The 18,051-nt window shown below is 75.0% G+C and carries 14 protein-coding genes; 7 read left to right on the plus strand and 7 right to left on the minus strand.

Features of this window, described 5'->3' with window-relative positions:
- Positions 1–30: 30 nt before the first annotated feature.
- Both WAA21_RS13715 and WAA21_RS13720 read right to left on the minus strand, forming a co-directional pair.
- Positions 31–1,260 (minus strand): endo-1,4-beta-xylanase, encoded by a 1,230-nt coding sequence (locus WAA21_RS13715; protein ID WP_336923382.1) that lies wholly within the window; start codon positions 1,258–1,260, stop codon positions 31–33.
- Positions 1,257–2,276 (minus strand): LacI family DNA-binding transcriptional regulator, encoded by a 1,020-nt coding sequence (locus WAA21_RS13720; protein WP_336923383.1) that lies wholly within the window; start codon positions 2,274–2,276, stop codon positions 1,257–1,259. The genes WAA21_RS13715 and WAA21_RS13720 overlap by 4 nt, the downstream gene beginning before the upstream one ends.
- Before the next feature lie 117 nt (positions 2,277–2,393).
- On the opposite strand from WAA21_RS13720, the gene WAA21_RS13725 reads away from it, so the two are divergent.
- From WAA21_RS13725 to WAA21_RS13750, 6 genes are all read left to right on the plus strand, one after another.
- Positions 2,394–3,737 (plus strand): ABC transporter substrate-binding protein, encoded by a 1,344-nt coding sequence (locus WAA21_RS13725; RefSeq protein ID WP_336923384.1) that lies wholly within the window; start codon positions 2,394–2,396, stop codon positions 3,735–3,737.
- A 7-nt stretch (positions 3,738–3,744) separates the two neighbouring features.
- The gene (locus WAA21_RS13730; protein WP_336923385.1) at positions 3,745–4,755 is read left to right on the plus strand and encodes a carbohydrate ABC transporter permease; all 1,011 of its coding nucleotides are present in this window, start codon (positions 3,745–3,747) and stop codon (positions 4,753–4,755) included.
- Positions 4,752–5,651 (plus strand): carbohydrate ABC transporter permease, encoded by a 900-nt coding sequence (locus WAA21_RS13735; RefSeq protein ID WP_336923386.1) that lies wholly within the window; start codon positions 4,752–4,754, stop codon positions 5,649–5,651. The genes WAA21_RS13730 and WAA21_RS13735 overlap by 4 nt, the downstream gene beginning before the upstream one ends.
- Complete coding sequence (locus WAA21_RS13740; RefSeq protein WP_336923387.1) at positions 5,648–7,975, plus strand: glycoside hydrolase family 3 N-terminal domain-containing protein; 2,328 nt, start codon at positions 5,648–5,650, stop codon at positions 7,973–7,975. The genes WAA21_RS13735 and WAA21_RS13740 overlap by 4 nt, the downstream gene beginning before the upstream one ends.
- 179 nt (positions 7,976–8,154) lie before the next feature.
- Complete coding sequence (locus WAA21_RS13745; protein WP_336923388.1) at positions 8,155–12,240, plus strand: endo-1,4-beta-xylanase; 4,086 nt, start codon at positions 8,155–8,157, stop codon at positions 12,238–12,240.
- A gap of 142 nt (positions 12,241–12,382) precedes the next feature.
- The gene (locus WAA21_RS13750) at positions 12,383–14,278 is read left to right on the plus strand and encodes a hypothetical protein (RefSeq protein ID WP_336923389.1); all 1,896 of its coding nucleotides are present in this window, start codon (positions 12,383–12,385) and stop codon (positions 14,276–14,278) included.
- 7 nt (positions 14,279–14,285) lie between these two features.
- On the opposite strand, the gene WAA21_RS13755 is transcribed toward WAA21_RS13750, so the two are convergent.
- From WAA21_RS13755 to WAA21_RS13775, 5 genes are all read right to left on the minus strand, one after another.
- Positions 14,286–15,059 (minus strand): hypothetical protein, encoded by a 774-nt coding sequence (locus WAA21_RS13755; protein WP_336923390.1) that lies wholly within the window; start codon positions 15,057–15,059, stop codon positions 14,286–14,288.
- A 67-nt stretch (positions 15,060–15,126) separates the two neighbouring features.
- A complete protein-coding gene (locus tag WAA21_RS13760) occupies positions 15,127–15,330 on the minus strand; it encodes a hypothetical protein (RefSeq protein WP_336923391.1) in 204 nt (67 codons plus the stop codon).
- 9 nt (positions 15,331–15,339) lie between these two features.
- Positions 15,340–15,975, minus strand: coding sequence for an L-threonylcarbamoyladenylate synthase (locus tag WAA21_RS13765; protein ID WP_336923392.1), 636 nt, complete (start codon positions 15,973–15,975; stop codon positions 15,340–15,342).
- Between the two features lie 23 nt (positions 15,976–15,998).
- Entirely contained in the window at positions 15,999–16,391 is a 393-nt protein-coding gene (locus WAA21_RS13770; protein ID WP_336923393.1) for a hypothetical protein, read from the minus strand.
- A gap of 130 nt (positions 16,392–16,521) precedes the next feature.
- Positions 16,522–17,532 (minus strand): ROK family glucokinase, encoded by a 1,011-nt coding sequence (locus WAA21_RS13775; protein WP_336923394.1) that lies wholly within the window; start codon positions 17,530–17,532, stop codon positions 16,522–16,524.
- A gap of 180 nt (positions 17,533–17,712) precedes the next feature.
- On the opposite strand from WAA21_RS13775, the gene WAA21_RS13780 reads away from it, so the two are divergent.
- Positions 17,713–18,051: hypothetical protein (locus WAA21_RS13780; RefSeq protein ID WP_336923395.1), on the plus strand; the 339-nt coding region annotated here is incomplete at its 3' end.

Here is an 18,051-nt window from a genome sequence, read left to right on the forward strand (position 1 = left end):
CTCTCCTCGCGGGGTGGGGTGGACCTTCGGTCAGGACGGCAGCGTGACGTCGGCGTGGCCGTCGACCGTCACTGCGAAGTCGACGCTCCTGCCCCCGAGGAGCAGGGCGTAGTCCCCGCGCCAGCCGGTCACCCGCACCCGGCCGTCGGCGTCGGTGCGGTAGCCGCGCCGGGCGTGCCACCACTCGCCGCGCACGAGCGAGCGCAGCGCGTCGTACGCGGGCTTGGGCGTGCCGTCGCGGCGCACGAGCCCGGCGGGCGCGCCCAGCCAGGCGCCGGTGTCCGTGAGGCCCCAGTACGTGAAGGCCTCGACGGACGGGTGCGCCATGAGCGCCTCGACGTGCCGCACGAGCTCGTCGGCCTGCCGCGCCTCGCCCTCCGGCGTCGAGGGCCAGTGCTCCGGCTGGTGGTCGTTGAGGTCCTCGACGTCTGCGGGCATGAGGTCGCCCGACAGCAGCGTCGTCTCGGTGAGGTGCAGCGGCAGGCCGTAGCGGGCGAAGCGGTCGAGCACCTCGGTCGTGCGCTCGACGCCCCACCAGCCCTGGTGCATGTGGGTCTGCAGGCCGAGCGCGTCGACCTGCACGCCGGCCTCGAGCACGCCCTCCACGAGGCACTCGTAGGCCGTCGACAGGTCGAAGTCGTTGAGCACGAGCGTGGCGCCGGGGTCGGCGGCCCGTGCCTCGTCGAAGGCGAGCCGGACCGTCGCGATGCGGCCGCGCTCGCGGCACAGCCGCGTGAGGGCGTTGGGGGCGCGGTCCGGTCCCTCGAGGGCGGCCTCGTTGTCGAACACCGGCAGGATGACGACCTCGTTGATGGCGTCCCACGTGCCGACGAGGCCGCGGAAGTCCGTGACGTCCCGCCGGATGCGGGCCCGCAGCGCGGCCTCGACCTCGTCGGTGCCGAGGTCGTCGAGCCAGCGCGGGGCCAGCGAGTGCCACGCGAGCGGGTGGCCCTTGAGCCGCACGCCGCGGTCGGCGAACCACCGGGCGAGCCCGAGCAGCTCTGCGGTGCGGGGGCGCCCGCGCTCCGGCTCGAACCCGGCCCAGTAGAACGGCAGCGTCGCGGTGTCGAACAGCCCGAGCCACAGCTCCTCGAGGTGCGCCTCGCCCGGCAGGCCGGGCGCGTCGAAGCCCGTGCAGCCGAACTGGACCGCGTGGCGGCGCTGCTCCACCTCGACGTCGGCGTGCGCGAGCGGGGAGCCGTCGGGGCGGCGCACCGTCAGCGTCGTCGTCGAGGTGCGGTGCGCCGGCGCGCCGCTCACGAGGCCATCCGGCCCACGGCGGGCGGGCAGGTCGTGGCGCGCTCGACGAGCTCGGTGGGCAGGCGCACGTGCACGTCGCGCTCGTCGCGCCCGGCGAGCAGGTGCAGCAGCAGCTCGACGCCCTCGGCGCCCATCCGCTGCATCGGCTGGCTCACCGTCGTGAGCGGCGGGGAGGTGAAGGCCGCCTCGGGCACGTTGTCGAACCCGACGACCGACAGGTCGTGCGGCACCGACAGCCCGAGCTCGCGCGCCGCCCCGACCACGGCGATGGCGGACATGTCGTTCGCGGCGAAGACGGCGGTGGGGCGGTCAGGGCGGGCGAGCAGCTCGCGGGCCGGGCCGGCGGCGCTCTCCTCGCGGTAGCCGCCGACGAGCACGAGCGACTCCTCGACCGCCACGCCGGCGGCCGCGAGCGCGGCACGGTAGCCCTCCTCGCGCAGGCGGGAGGACTCCAGGTCCGGGCGGCCGGCGAGGTGGCCGATGCGCCGGTGGCCGAGGGCGAGCAGGTGCTCGACGGCGAGCACCGCACCGCGGGAGTTGTCGGAGTCGACCGTCGGCATGCCGGCCGGGCCGGTGTGCGGGTCGACCGCGACGACGGGCACGGCCCCGTCGGGGTCCACGACGGTCGGGGTCACGAGCACCGCCCCGTCGATGAGGGTGCCGCTGAGACGGGACAGGTACCGGCGCTCCCAGCCCACGTCGTCACCGCCGCGCCCGCCGGAGTACGCGAGCAGCTCGTAGCCGCTGCCCTTCACCGCACGGGCCGCGCCCTTGAGGATCTCGGTGCTGAACGGCTCGAACTCCGCGACGAGGATGCCGATGACACCGGTGCGGTGCGAGCGCAGGCTCCGGGCGACGAGGCTCGACTCGTAGCCCAGCGCGTCGATGACCTCCTGCACCCGCGAGGTGGTCGTCGCGGCCACGCCGTAGCGGCCGTTGATGACCTTGGAGACCGTGGCGACCGAGACGCCCGCTCTGCGCGCGACGTCGGTGATCGTCACCCGGGGTCCGGCCATGCCGAGGACCCTATCGTGTGTAAAACGTTATCGATAACGATTGACATGCATTCGGTTGGCGGGCAACCTAACCCGTGACCGCACCTGTCGACGCCGACAAGGAAGTGACGATCAACGATGACGAGCACGACACGGATCACCCGGGCCGCCGCCGCCAAGGCCGTCGCCCTGGGCCTTGGCCTCACGCTCCTCGCCGCCTGCAGCGGTGACGGCGGTGCGGCCGACGACGCCACCGGGGCCGCGGGCTCCGGTGCCTCCGCGGGGGGCAGCGGCGAGCCGGTGACCCTCACCTGGTGGCACAACGGCAACCAGGACCCGGCGCTGTCCTACTGGCAGGGCGTCGCCGACGCCTACGAGGAGGAGAACCCGAACGTCACCATCGAGATCAGCGCGCTGCAGAACGAGGACCTGCGGACCCGGCTCACCGCCGCGCTGCAGTCCAACGACCCGCCGGACCTGTTCCAGCAGTGGGGTGGCGGCGAGATGCAGCAGCAGGTCGACGCCGGGCTGCTCATGCCGCTGGACGAGGAGATCCCGGACACGATCGAGGCCATCGGCGGCAGCGCCGCCGGCTGGCAGGTCGAGGGCCAGACCTACGGCCTGCCGTTCAGCCTCGGCGTGGTCGGCGTCTGGTACAACCAGGCGCTCTTCGAGGAGGCCGGCATCACCGACCCGCCGGAGACCGTCGAGGAGTTCCTCGACGTCGTCCAGCAGCTGAAGGACGCCGGCATCACCCCCGCCGCCGTCGGCGCCGCCGACCAGTGGCCCGCCGCGCACTGGTGGTACTACGCGGCCGTCCGCGAGTGCGACCAGGCGGTGCTGGAGGAGGCCGGGCGCACGTTCGACTTCTCCGACCCGTGCTTCGTGCGCGCCGGCGAGCTCGTCCAGACCATCGTCCAGGCGGAGCCCTTCAACGAGGGCTTCCTCGGCACGTCGGCCCAGCAGGGCGCGACGAGCTCCGCGGGCCTGCTCGCCAACGGCGAGGTCGCGATGGAGCTCATGGGCCACTGGAACCCCAGCGTCATGGCGGGGCTCACCCCGGACCAGGAGGGCCTCGGCGAGGACCTCGGCTGGTTCCCGTTCCCCACGAGCTCCACCGGCGAGGGTGAGCCCACCGCGACCCTCGGCGGCGGCGACGGGTACTCGTGCTCGGCGTCCGCGCCGCCGGAGTGCACCGACTTCCTCGCGTTCGTGCTCAACGAGGAGAACCAGCGGGCGTTCGGCGAGACCGGCGTCGGCATCCCCACCGTGCAGGGCACCCAGGACTCGATCGGCGACGAGAACCTCGTCGAGCTCGTGTCCGTCCGTGACGAGGCGCCGTACACGCAGCTGTACCTCGACACGGCCTACGGGCCCAACATCGGTGGCGCCCTCAACGAGGCGGTCGCCCAGCTCTTCGCCGGCCAGGCGACGCCCAAGGACGTCGTCACCGCTGTCGAGCAGGCCGCCGCGAACGCGTGACGCGCCTGTGAGCACCCCCTCCCTCACGAGCGAGGCTGCCGGCCGTGCCCCTGCACGGCCGGCGGCCCCCGCCCGGCGCCGGCGGAGCCCGCTGAGCAACGACTGGCAGCGGCGCGCAGAGGTCGCGCTCCTCGTCCTGCCGGCGCTCGCGCTGTTCCTGCTGTTCGTCGTGCTGCCGATGGTCCAGGCCGCGTACTACAGCATCTACAACTGGAACGGCCTGGAGGCGCGCGACCAGATCATCGGCCTCGGCAACTACGAGCAGGTGCTCGGCGACCCGGAGTTCCGCCGGGCCGTCTGGCACAACCTCGTCATCGTCGTGCTGTCGATCGTCGTGCAGCTGCCGCTCGGGCTCGGCATCGCGCTGCTGCTCAACCGCGAGATCCGCGGGCGCGGGCTGCTGCGCACCGTCGTCTTCGTCCCCTACGTGCTCGCCGAGGTCGTCGCCGGCGTCATCTGGCTGCTCATGCTGCAGCCGAACGGCTTCGTCGACGAGACGCTCCGGCTGGTCGGCCTCGACGGCCTGCGCCAGCTGTGGCTCGGCGACACCGACGTCGTGCTGTTCACCCTGCTCGTCGTGCTGACGTGGAAGTACGTCGGCTTCGCGATCATCCTGTTCCTCGCGGGGCTGCAGGGCGTGCCGCAGGACCTGCACGAGGCGGCCGCCCTCGACGGCGCCTCGTGGTGGCAGACGCAGCGCAGCATCACGATCCCCCTGCTGGGACCGACGATCCGGATCTGGGTCTTCCTGTCGATGATCGGCTCGCTCCAGCTCTTCGACATGGTGTGGATCATGACGGGCGGGGGCCCCGCCGGGGCCAGCAGCACCATGGCCACCTACCTCGTGTCGCAGGGCTTCGAGCGCTTCCGCTTCGGCTACGGCTCCGCCGTCGCCGTGTGCCTGTTCGCCATCTCGTTCCTGCTCGCCATCACCTACCAGCAGCTCGTGCTGCGCCGCGACAACGCCGACTCGTCCTCGCGGGCCGGCGCCGGGCGCAGCCGCCGGAGGGGCCGATGACCGCCACGACCACCGACCGCACGGGCGCCGGCGCGTCCGCACCCGCGCCCGCCCGCACCCGCCGACCCCGCTCCGGCGGGGCGCGCGGCTCCAACGCGCCCGTCTACGTCGTCGCGGCGCTCGTCGTCCTCGGCACGATCGCCCCGGTCGTGTACGCGGTGCTGGGGGCGTTCCGCACCACGGGCCAGCTCGCGGCCGACCCGGTGGCGCTGCCCGACCCGTGGGTGCTCGACAACTACCGCCGCGTGCTGACGTCGGGGTCGTTCTGGGTGCAGGCGTGGAACTCCACGCTCGTCGCGGGGGTCACGACCCTCGTCGTCGTCACCTTCGGCGTCATGGCCGCCTACGCGCTGAGCCGCTACCGGTTCACCGGGCGCGAGACGCTCGCGACCTTCTTCACCCTCGGGCTGCTCTTCCCGCTGACGGTGGCGATCCTGCCGCTGTTCCTGCTGCTGCGACAGCTGCAGCTGACGGACAACGTGCTGGGCGTCGCGCTGCCGCAGGCCGCCTTCGCGCTGCCCATGACCATCGTCATCCTCCGGCCGTTCCTGCGGGCGCTGCCCGACGAGCTGGAGGACGCGGCCGCCGTCGACGGCTGCTCGCGGCTCGGGTTCTTCTGGCGCATCGCCCTGCCGCTGTCGCTGCCCGCGCTCGTCACGGTCGGCGTGCTCGCCTTCGTCCAGTCGTGGAACGCGTACCTGCTCCCGCTGCTCGTCCTGAGCCAGCCGGACTCGTACACGCTGCCGCTGGGCGTCGCCACGTTCTCCACGCAGTACACGCAGGACACCGCCGCCGTCCTCGCGTTCACGTCGCTGGCCATGGTGCCGGCGCTCGTGTTCTTCCTGCTCGCGCAGAAGCGCATCGTCGGCGGCCTGACGGGAGCGGTGAAGGGATGACGGCACTCGTGCGCGCGTCGGGGACGGCCCGGCGCCCGGAGGACCTGCTGGGGTGCATGACGCTGCGGGAGAAGCTCGCGCAGCTCGTGGGCCTGTGGGTGGGCGCCGGCGAGGACGGCGACGTCGTCGCCCCGCTGCAGGACGCCATGATCGGCGACACCGCGCCCCCGTTCGAGGAGTTCGCCACCGACGGGCTCGGCCACCTCACCCGCGTGTTCGGCACGCGCCCGGTCACGCCCGCGGTCGGTCGGCGCGCCCTGCGCGACGCGCAGCGCTGGCTCGTCGAGCGCACGCGCCTCGGCATCCCCGCGATCGCCCACGAGGAGTGCCTCACCGGCCTCGCGGCGTGGCAGGCGGCGACCTTCCCCACCCCGCTGGCCTGGGGCGCGAGCTTCGACCCCGCCCTCGTCGAGGAGACGGCGACGGCGATCGGCGGGTCCATGGCGGGCCTCGGCGTCCACCAGGGGCTCGCGCCGGTCCTCGACGTCGTCCGCGACCCGCGCTGGGGCCGCGTCGACGAGTGCATCGGGGAGGACCCGTACCTCGTGGGCGTCGTCGGCACCGCCTACGTGCGGGGGCTGCAGGCCGCGGGCGTCCACGCGACGCTCAAGCACTTCGTCGGCTACTCCGGCTCGCGCGGCGGGCGCAACCTCGGCCCGGTGAGCGCGGGGCCGCGCGAGGTGGCCGACGTCCTGCTGCCGCCCTTCGAGATGGCGGTGCTCGACGGTGGCGTCGCCAGCGTCATGCACTCCTACGCCGAGGTCGACGGCGTCCCGGCCGCGGCCGACCGCGACCTGCTCACAGGCCTGCTGCGCGAGCGGTGGGGCTTCGAGGGCACCGTGGTCGCCGACTACTTCGGGGTCGCGTTCCTCCACACGCTGCACGAGGTGGCCGCCGACCTGGCCGACGCCGCCCGGCAGGCGCTCGTGGCCGGGGTCGACGTCGAGCTGCCCACCGGCAACGCCTACCTCGACCCGCTCGAGGCGGCCGTCCGCGACGGGCGCGTGCCGGAGGAGGTCGTCGACGTCGCCGTGCTCCGCGTGCTGCGCCAGAAGGAGGCGCTCGGCCTGCTCGACGGCAGCTACCTCGAGCGCCTCGACGCGCTCGTGTCCTCCACCGAGGTCCCCGACCTCGACCCGCCCGGGCACCGGGCGCTCGCGGGGCGGCTCGCGGAGGAGTCGGTCGTGCTGCTCGCCAACGACGGCACGCTGCCGCTGACGGCGCCCGGTCGGGCCGCACCGGCGCGGGTCGCCGTGGTCGGCCCGAACGCCGACCGCTCCGACGCGCTGTTCGGCTGCTACTCCTTCGTCAACCACGTGCTCCCGCAGCACCCGGGCACCCCCGCCGGGCTCGAGGCGCCGACGGTGCTCGAGGCGCTGCGCGACGAGCCGGCCCTCGGCCCCAGCGAGGTCGTGCACGTGGCCGGCTGCGGGGTCGACGACGCCGACCGCACGCGCATCCCCGGCGCGGTCGAGGTGGTCCGCGGCGCCGACGTCGCCGTCGTCGTGGTCGGCGACCAGGCGGGTCTCTTCGGCCGCGGGACGGTCGGGGAGGGCTGCGACCGCGACGACCTCGAGCTGCCGGGCGTGCAGCGCGAGCTCGTGGAGGCGGTCCTGTCGACGGGCACGCCCGTGGTCCTCGTCCTGCTCTCCGGTCGCCCGTACGCCGTGGACTGGGCGCTCGCGCGCTGCGCGGCCGTCGTGCAGGCGTTCTTCCCCGGCGAGGAGGGCGGCCGCGCCCTCGCGGGGATCCTCACGGGTCGGGTCGAGCCGTCCGGCCGGCTGCCGGTCAGCATGCCGCGCTCCGCCGGCGCGCAGCCGTACTCCTACCTCCACCCGCGGCTCGGCGGGTCCTCGTCGGTGACGACGCTCGACAGCGCGCCGGCCCTGCCGTTCGGGCACGGGCTCACGTACACGAGCTTCTCGTACCTGTCGGTGGAGGCGGCACCGGTCGCGCCGACCGGCGGGCGGGTCGAAGTGACCGCCCGTGTCCGCAACGACGGCGAGCGGTCCGGGACCGAGGTCGTCCAGCTGTACGGGCACGACGTCGTCGCGTCCGTCACGCGGCCCGTCGCCCAGCTGCTCGGCTTCGCCCGGGTGCCGCTGGGCCCGGGCGAGGAGGCGACGGTCCGCTTCTCCGTGCCGACGGCGCGGCTCGCCTTCTCCGACCGGCGGCTGCGCCGGGTCGTGGAGCCGGGCGCGCTCGAGGTGTGGGTCGGGCGCTCCTGCGCCGACCGCGCGGGCGAGGCCCGCGTCGAGCTCGTCGGCGACGTCCACGAGGTGACGACGGCCGACGACCGGTTCACGACCGTCGAGGTCGGCTGACCAAGCACGTCCGGCATCCAGCACACCCAGCACACCAGCACACCCAGCACACCCAGCACACCCAGCACACCCAGCACACGAGTCGCGAAGGGGCGATGACGATGCGAGGCAGGCACAGCAGGAACAGGTGGGGGGCGGCGGTCGTCGCCCTCCTCGTGGGGACCGGGACGGGGGCGGCCGTGCAGGCACCGGCGGGCGCCGCGGCCGCGGAGGACCCGCAGGTCCTCGTGGCCACGGACTTCGAGGACGGGACCACCGGTCCCTGGGTCCAGAACGGCGACGCGACGCTTCAGGTCGTCGACGGCGCGGGCGAGGACGGCGGGCGCGCGCTGCTCGTGTCCGGTCGCGCCAACGACTACGACGGCGTGAAGTCGCCGGGCGGGCTGCTGGCGCCGGGGGAGACGTACACGTTCTCCGCGCGGGCGCGGCTCGCCGACGGCACGGCCGGCAGCGCCGGCGTGCGGTTCGTCGTCGAGCCCGCGTACACGTGGGTGGGGAACACGACGATGAGCGCGGCGGCGTGGACGACCGTCACCGGCACGTACACGGTGCCGGCGGACGCCGACACCGCGACGCAGCGCGTCTACCTCGGCACGGGCGCCCTCGAGGGTCCGTACGACTACCTCCTCGACGACCTCGTCATCACGGGCGAGGCGGCCGACGGCGAGCCGTGGGAGCCGACGCCGGACCCCGACTTCGTGCCGGGTGGTGCGAGCGACCCGACGACCACGCCGCGCGCCGCGGCCCGCGGGACCGGCGACGTCGTCGCCCTCACGCTCGACGACGGGCCGAACCCCGGCGAGACCGAGGCCGTCCTCGACCTTCTCGCCGCCTACGACGTGACGGCGACGTTCTGCGTCATCGGCCAGACTGTCACCGCGCCGGGCGGGGCGGAGATCCTCCGGCGGATCGTGGCGGAGGGGCACACGCTGTGCAACCACTCCACGTCCTACGCCGACATGGGCGCGTTCACGCAGGCGCAGGTCGAGGCCGACCTGAAGGCGAACCTCGCGATCATCCGCGAGGCGCTCGGCGACCCCGACGCGCCGGTGCCGTACTTCCGCGCGCCCAACGGCAGCTGGGGTGTGACCGGCGAGGTCGCGGCCGCGCTCGGCATGCAGCCGCTCGGCCTCGGCAACGTGATCTTCGACTGGGACGGCAACGACCTGTCCGTGCCGACGCTGACCGCGAACCTGCGCGAGGCGTGGCAGCCCGGCGCGGTCGTGCTCGTACACGACGGCGGCGGCGACCGCTCCGGGACCGTGGCGGCCCTGGAGACGGTCCTCGCGGAGAAGGTCGCCGACGGCTGGACGTTCTCCCTGCCCGTGGGCGGCGCCGGTGACGACCCGGACGGCGAGCCGGGCGGACCCGTCGGACCGGGCCTGTCGACGTCCTTCGAGGACGGTCTGGACGGCTGGGTGCCGCGCGGGGACGCCGACGGCGACCCGACCGTCGCGGTCACCACCGACTTCGCGCGCACCGGCGCGCAGAGCGCCCTCGTCAGCGGGCGCACGACGCAGGGCGACGGCATCGGCCGCGACGTCACGGGTCTCATGACGACGGGCACGACGTACGAGGTCTCCGCGTGGGTGCGTTTCGCGCCCGGTGCGACGCCGGACGACGTGTGGCTGTCGGTGCAGCGCACGGGCGGCGGCGCGACCTCGTACGACACCGTCGGCCAGTTCAGCGGCGTCACCGCCTCGGACTGGACGCAGGTCACCGCGACCTACCAGGTGCCGGCCGCCGACAGCCTGTTCCTCTACCTCGAGACGCGGTACCCGGACGGCTCGGCGGGCAGCTTCCTCGTCGACGACGTCACCGTCACGCCGCAGGACGCGCCCGAGGTGCAGGACCTCACCCCGCTGAAGGAGACCGTGCCGTTCCCGGTGGGGGTCGCCATCGACGAGCGCGAGACGACGGGTGCGGCGGCGGAGCTGCTCACCCGGCACTTCGACCAGGTGTCGCACGAGAACCACATGAAGCCCGAGGCGTTCTACGCCGGGGACGGGCCGGACAGCTTCCGGCTGCACCCGCAGGCGCAGGCGGTCCTCGACTTCGCCGCCGAGGAGGACCTGCGCGTCTACGGCCACGTGCTCGTATGGCACAGCCAGACGCCCGCGTGGTTCTTCACCGCCGCCGACGGCAGCCCGCTCACCACGAGCGAGGCCGACAAGGAGCTGCTGCGCCAGCGCATGCGCACGCACGTCTTCTCCGTCGCCGAGGTGCTCGCCGAGCGCTACGGCGCCTTCGGCAGCGACACGAACCCGCTCGTGGCGTGGGACGTCGTCAACGAGGTCATCTCCGACTCCGGTGAGTTCTCCGACGGCATGCGCCGCAGCGAGTGGTACCGCGTGCTGGGGGAGGAGTTCGTCGACCTCGCCTTCGCCTACGCCGACGAGGCGTTCAACGACGTCTACGCCGCGGAGGGGACCGACCGCCCGGTCGCGCTGTTCATCAACGACTACAACACCGAGCAGCTGGGCAAGCAGGGCCGCTACCGCGCGCTCGTCGAGCGGCTGCTCGCCCGCGGCGTGCCGCTGGACGGCGTGGGCCACCAGTTCCACGTCAGCCTGTCGGTGCCCGTCCAGGCGCTCGAGGACGCGATCGTCCGCTTCGAGGACCTGCCCGTGCAGCAGGCCGTCACCGAGCTCGACGTCACGACCGGCACCCCGGAGACGCAGGCGCGCTTCGTCGACCAGGGGTACTACTACCGCGACGCGTTCCGGATCTTCCGCGAGCACGCCGACTCGCTGTACTCCGTCACGGTCTGGGGCCTGACGGACGGGCGCTCGTGGCGCGCCGCGAACGGCGGGCCGCTGCTGTTCGACGACGCCCTGCAGGCGAAGCCCGCGTTCTACGGCGCCGCCGACCTCGACCTGCCCCAGCGGCAGCGCACGGCGGTCGTCTTCGCCGAGGACGTGCCGCTCGCGGGCGCCCTCGACGCGGCGACGTGGGACCGGCTCCCGCTGCTCCCGGTCGAGCAGGCCGCCGACTTCCAGCTGCGCTGGGGCGGCGACGCGCTCACGGTCTACGCCGAGGTCGCCGACACGACGGTCGACGGCGGGGACGCCGTCGAGGTGGCCGTCGGGGAGAGCACGTGGCGGGTCGCGCGCGACGGCACGGTGAGCGGCGGGGACGGCGGCAGCGCCGTCACCGGGGCCACCGACGACGGCTGGCGCGTCGCGCTGCGCGTGCCGCTCGCGGCCGCGCAGGGCGACACGGTCGCCTTCGACCTGCGGGTGCTCGACGGCGGCGGCACGGACGGCGGGACCGTCACCGGGTGGAACGAGCCCGGGACGCTCGGCACGCTCACGCTCGTCGAGCCGCTGTCGTTCGCCCGTGCCGTCGAGGCGACCACCGCGCCGGTGGTCGACGGCGAGGTCGACGACGTGTGGTCCTCGGCCGAGGTCGTCACGACCGACACGCAGGTGTCGGGCTCCGGCGGCGCCACCGCCGAGGTCCGCACCCTGTGGCAGGGGCAGACGCTGTACGTGCTCGCCGAGGTGAGCGACCCGGTCCTCGACGCGACGGGCTCCGACCCGTGGCAGCAGGACTCCGTCGAGCTGTTCGTCGACGCGGGCAACGTGCGCAACGGCCCCTACCGCTACGACGACACGCAGATCCGCATCTCGTACGAGAACACGGTGTCGTTCGGCACCGGCGACGAGGGGTTCCAGGCCAACCGGCTCGACTCCGCGACCTCGGTGGTCGACGGCGGCTACGTCGTCGAGGCGTCGGTGGGCCTGCTGGAGAGCGGTGGGCTCGGCACGTTCCACGGCTTCGACGTGCAGGTGAACGACGCCGCCGACGGGGCCCGCACGGGCATCCGCTCGTGGGCGGACCCGACCGGGCTCGGCTACCAGACGACGTCACGGTGGGGCGTGCTCGAGCTCGTCGCCGCACCCGAGGACCCGGACCCGGACCCGGAGCCCGAGCCGGAGCCCGAGCCGGACGCGTCGCTCGTGGTCGGGGACTGGCTCGTCGCCGCGGGCGACCACGTCACCGCGACGCTGAGCGGCGCCCCCGCCGGGGCGACGGCGCAGGTGCGGCTCGTCGACGAGCGCGGTCGGCGGACCACGACGGTGCCGCTCGGCACGGTGGTGGTCGGCGCCGACGGGACCGCCGAGGTCCGGCTGCGCGTGCCCGCGGGCACCGCCCTCGGACGCCACGACCTCGTCGCCGAGGTCGGTGACGTGGTCGTGGTCGCGGACCACCCGGTCGTCGTCCGCGCGTCCTCACGCGGCGGGGGCCGCGGGCCGCGCTGAGCGGCGCGCGCTGAGCAGCAGCCTCGACCGGCAGCGCCCCCCGTCCGTCTCGGACGTGGGGGCGCTGTCGTGCGCGCGCGGGGGCGCTGTCGTGCGCGCGCGGGACAGGACCGTCCCGCCGCGGTCTGCGAGAGTGGCGCCGATGCCGGTCCCGCCTCTGCCCCCGCGCCCGTCCGCCCGTCGTCGCGGGACCGCGGCCCGGCTCGCGCCGCTCGTGCTCGTCGCCGCGCTGGCCGCGGGCTGCACGGGGCCGACGGGGACGACACGACCCGCGGACGGCTCGGGCGACGGCGCGACCGGCGGCACCGCTGCCGCGACCGCCGAGGCCGCCGAGGCCGGTCCCGCCGTCCCCGTCGTGCGGGCCCCGGAGGCCACCACCGTGCTCGCCGAGGAGCAGGCGGCGCTCGCGGTCGCCACGTCCGAGGCGCTGTTCGCCTCGGCGCCGCTCGTCGTGCTCGCGCCGGAGGACGCGCCGGAGGAGCAGCTGCGCGCCGCCGGCGTCGCCGTCGCGCTCGGCGTCCCCCTCCTCGTCGCACCCGCGCCCCCGCGGCCCGAGTCCTCCGCGCCTGCCTCCTCCGCGCCTGCCTCCTCCGCGCCCCCCGGCGCCGAGGGGTCGGCCCCGACCCAGGACGAGGGCCCCTCCGGTGCCGGGAGCGACCCCTCGCCGGTCGCGTCGGACGGGGGCGGCGGGGCGGAGGCGTCGGCCGGGGTGGCGGCGGAGGTCGAGCGGCTCGGCGCGACCGCCGCGGTCGTCGTCGGCGACGTCGACACCGACGGGCTGCCCGTCGAGACCGTCACCGCGCCCGCCGACCCTTCGGCGCTGGAGGGCCTGCTCCGCAGGCCTGCGCCGTCGCCCGCGGACGTCGCCGACCTCGTGGCGCTCGCCCCGGCGGCTGCCTCGCAGACGTCGGACCCGTCCGACCCGCCTGGCGCGACCGGCTCCGCGCCGGGTACCGCCGCTCCGACCGACGGGCGCGGCGGGCTCCCCGCCACCGCGCCGGCCGACGGCCTCGGTGCCGACGTCCTCGTGCTCACGACGGGGGAGGCGGGCGAGGTGCCGGCGGTCGCCACGGCCCGCGCGGCGGGCGCCGCGGTGCTCCTCGCCCCGGACGGGGACCCGCGCAGCCGGTCGGCCACCGTGCAGGCCGTCGCGGCCGCGCCGCCCTCGGTCGTCGTGGGCCTCGGCCCGGCCTTCGGTGACGCCGGGACGCTCGCGTGGCGCACCGAGACGGCGGCGAGCGGCCGCGAGCTGCCGGGCGGCGGGCAGCTCGTGCTGCCCGGCCCGACGTACGTCGCCCTGTACGGCTCGCCGGTCACCTCGAGCCTGGGGGTGCTGGGGGAGCAGGGGCCGGAGGCGACCGTCGAGCGCGCGGCGGAGACCGCCGCCGAGTACGAGACGCTCACGGACGGGACCGTCGTGCCGGCGCTGGAGCTCATCGCCACCGTCGCGTCGGGCTCGGCCGGCGACGACGGCGACTACTCCAACGAGTGGTCGCTGGAGACGCTGCGGCCGCTCGTCGACCTCGCGGGCGAGAACGGGCAGTACGTCCTCCTCGACCTGCAGCCCGGGCGCTCGGACTTCCTCTCCCAGGCCCAGGAGTACACCGAGCTGCTGCGCGAGCCGCACGTCGGTCTGGCGCTGGACCCGGAGTGGCGGCTCGCGCCCGACGAGCGGCACCTGCGCCAGATCGGCTCGGTCGACGTCGAGGAGGTGCAGGAGGTGTCGGACTGGCTCGCGGACCTGGTCCGGGAGGACCGGCTGCCGCAGAAGATGCTCGTGCTGCACGCGTTCCGCACCGACATGCTCGAGGGGCTGCCGTCGCTGGACACCTCGCGCAGCGAGGTCGCGGTCGTCGTGCACGTCGACGGGCAGGGGTCCCAGCCGGCCAAGCAGGACACGTGGCGGACGCTGCAGCGCTACGCGCCCGACATCGAGTGGTGGGGCTGGAAGAACTTCGTCGACGAGGACTCCCCGATGCTCACCCCGGAGCAGACCGTGCAGGTGGAGCCGAGGCCGGTGCTCGTCACCTACCAGTGAGGGGCGCTCACCCCTCGGCGGCGGTGACGGCGGCCAGCAGCACCCCGTAGACGCCGAGCCCGACGAGGAACCACGGCATGCTGCTGCGCCCGCTGGAGGGCAGCTCCTCCTTGAACACGTTGAGCAGGACCGCGCCACCGAGCAGGGCCGTGAGCACCGACACCGTGAGGGTGCGGGTGGGTGCCGCGGCCGCGGCGAGGAGGAGCCCGACGACGAGCGCCCCCGCGAGCACGAGCCGGGACGAGCGACCGAAGCGGTCCGGGTAGTGCTCCGACAGGCCGCGGTCGGTGAGCAGGAAGTGCAGCGCCATGGCGACGGCGAAGAGCAGCGCGAAGAGGACGCCCGTGCGGAAGCGCAGCGGCATCGAGTACGTGATGAGCACGTTGTAGAGCGCGAAGGCGCCCAGGTGGGCGCGGTACAGCAGCGCCGAGCTCCTGCCCCCGCCCGTCCGGGCGCGGGCCTCACCGTCACGCCGGCCGAGGTGCTCCAGCGCGTACATGACCGCGAAGCCGGTGAGCGCGACCGCGAACAGCGCGAGCTCCACGAGCGGCGTCTCCGTGACCACGTCGTCGAGCGCCTCCGCGACGCCCTGGTTGCCGGTCGCGATCTCCGGCAGCAGGTGCAGGAAGACGTAGGCCACCGAGATCCCGCCGGCGAAGGAGCCGACGGCCCGCTCGGGCGCGGGCAGGCGTCGCAGCACACCGGAGAACACGTGGATGACGGCGAGGGCGACGGAGACCGCGCCGGCGGCGAGCAGGGACGCGGGGACGGACAGCTCCATGACGGACGCCTACCCGTTCCCGGGACGGTGATGACCGGGCGCCGGGTCGTCGAGCAGGCGGTGCGGGTCAGTCACCGCGCCGGCGCGCCCTCGCCTCCCAGCGCCATCGCTTCTCCTCGCGCATGCGGACGCGGGGGTCGGCCTCGCCCGCGAGGGTCGGCGGGCCGAGGACGGCGAGCAACGCGTACCGCACGGCGTAGGAGAACCGGTAGGGCAGGTCCTCCAGGGGTCCGGGGCGGCCGGGGTGAGAGTCGTCCAAGGGGGTGTCCACGACCCCTGCCTACTCCTCCACGCCCCAGCCGTGACGCGCGGGGTCGCCCGCCCCGACGCGCACGACCTCGGCGACGCCGGTCGACAGGTCGACGACCGTCGTCGGCTCGGTACCGGTCTCGCCCGCGTCCACGACGGCGTCGAGGACCGCGTCGAGCTCGTCCTTGATCGCCCAGCCGTCCGTCATCGGCTCGTCGTGGTCGGGCAGCAGCAGCGTGCTCGACAGCAGCGGCTCACCGAGCTCGCGCAGCAGCGCGGAGACGAACGGGTGCTGGGGGATGCGGACGCCGACCGTCTTCTTGCGTGGCTGCTGCAGCCGGCGCGGCACCTCCTTGGTGGCCCGGAGGATGAAGGTGAAGGGGCCGGGGGTGGCGGCCTTGACGGCGCGGAAGGCGGCGTTGTCGAGGTCGACGAGCTGACCGAGCTGCGCGAAGTCCGCGCACACGAGCGTGAAGTGGTGCCGGTCGTCGAGGCCCCGGATCCGGCGGATGCGCTCCGGGCCGGTCACGCTGTCGAGGCGGCAGCCGAGCGCGTAGCAGGAGTCGGTCGGGTACGCGACGAGGGCGTCGTCACGGATGAGCGCGGCGACCTGCGCGACGGCGCGAGGCTGCGGGTCGACGGGGTGCACGTCGAAGTAGCGGGCCATGGTCCACCGTAGGCCCGCGCCGTTCAGGCGGCCTGGGCCATGCCGTCCCGGCCGTCGCTGTCGGACCGCGTCGCCGACGCCGACGTGCGGTACCAGTGGCTGAGGGCGTGCTCGTCCGCGGGGCGCAGGACGGACACGTCACCCGGGCGCGGCGCGTGCCTCACCTGGTCGCGTCCCCACGGGACGCGGACGGCGCGCCCGTCGAGGGACACGACCGGCAGGGGGACCAGTGCCTCGCGCAGGCCCAACGCCCCGGTCGCGACGACGAGCCAGGACGGGCTGCCGGCGGTGGCGCCCGGGAGGATGCCCCGCGCGCGGCCGAGGCGGCGACCTCGCGGGTCCAGGACCGGCAGACCGGCGACGCCGGGAAGGCGTCGTGTTCGGACTGCGCGGTCGCCGTGGTGGTGCGGCAGCATCGTCGCCTCCGTGCTCGAGCGGCCACCCCTCGCGGCCGTACGCCACGGAATGTGCCCCGGTGGGAGTGCGGGCAAACCCGGCAGGCCGGGCCCCGGTCGAGGTGGTGTCCTCGCTCCGGGCGCAGCCGCGTCAGCGGCCGGTCGTCGCGGTCCGGGCGAGCTCGCGGCGGTAGCGGGCGCGCGCGAGCCGACGGGCGAAGGGGCGGGCGAGGTCAGCGGCCCCCACGACCCCGGCCTCGTTGCCGAGCGCGGCGCGGAGCAGCGCGGGCTCCGGCCGGAAGCCGCGGCCGGTGAGGGTGCGGGCGAAGGCCTGCCGCGCAGGCCCGAGGAGCAGCTCGCCCGCCTCCGAGACGCCCCCGCCCACGACGACCCGACCGGGGTCGAAGGCGGCGACGAGGTTGGCGATGCCGACGCCGAGCCACTGCCCCACCTCGGCCAACAGCTCGGCGCACGCCGGGTCCCCGTCGGCCGCGAGGCGGGTGACGTGCGGGCCGGTGAGGGCGTCGGGGTCGCCGCCGGTCGCCTCGCGGAGGGCGAGCGCGACGGGGGAGCCGCTCGTGAGAAGCGCCCGGGCCTCGCGCACGAGCACGTTGCCGCTGGCGTACTGCTCCCAGCACCCGCGGTTGCCGCACTCGCAGCGGTGCCCGCCCGGCACGACCTGCATGTGCCCGAACTCCCCGGCCACACCGAACCGGCCGCGCTGCAGCGCGCCGTCGGTGACGACGGCCCCACCGATCCCTGTGCCGAGGTTGACGACGAGCAGGTGGCTCTCGCCGCGCCCGGCTCCGAAGCGCCACTCCGCCCACGCGGCCGCGTTCGCGTCGTTCTCCACGACGACCGGCAGCCGCAGCCGGCGGTACAGCGCGTCACGCAGCGGCTCGTGCCGCCACGACAGGTGCGGCGCGAACAGCACGGTCCGGCGGTCGGCGGCGACGAAGCCCGCCGCGGCGATACCGACGGCGTGCACGCGGTGGCGGGCCGTGAGCTCGCCGACCGCGTCGAGGATCGTGTCCTCGACGACGGCCGGTGCGGTGCTGCGGCCGGGGGTGTCGCGCCGGGTCCGGTCGACGACCGTGCCGTCGGCCGTGACGCACCCGGCCGCGATCTTGGTGCCGCCGATGTCCACACCGATGGTGAGCACGTCGGGTCCGCGGGGTGCCCGCGGCGGTCGGGACGACCGCGGTGACCGGCGGGGGGCCGTGCGCCCGGCCTCCGTGTCCACGGGCACGACCGTAGCCGTGGAGCGCACGGCGTCTCGCGGCCGTCCGACCGAGGCCGGAGGACGGGGGTTGTGTCGGTGGTCGCGCCTACTCTCGTACACGTGTTCGAGTCGAGCGGGTCGCCGGGTCCGGGAGGGCCGACGGTGACGGGGGTGCTCCGGCAGGTGGCCGCCCTGCTGCGCTGCGACGGCAACGACAGCAGCGACAGCACCCACGCCGTCGACAGCGACACGGAGGACGTCGAGGTGCCGGGTGAGGCGAGTCGGCCAGATGCCCTGGTGGACATCGGTGCGGTCCCGGACGTGGGTGTCCTCGACGACCACGCGCTCGTCGAGGTGGTGCGCCTGGCCGGTCGGGTCGCCGCGGCGGTGGACGGGGTGGGGCTGGCGGCGGTCGCGGAGCTGCGCTCGCGGATGCAGGCCGAGCACGCCGCGACCACG

The sequence above is a fragment of the Aquipuribacter sp. SD81 genome (assembly GCF_037153975.1).
GTDB lineage: Bacteria > Actinomycetota > Actinomycetes > Actinomycetales > JBBAYJ01 > Aquipuribacter.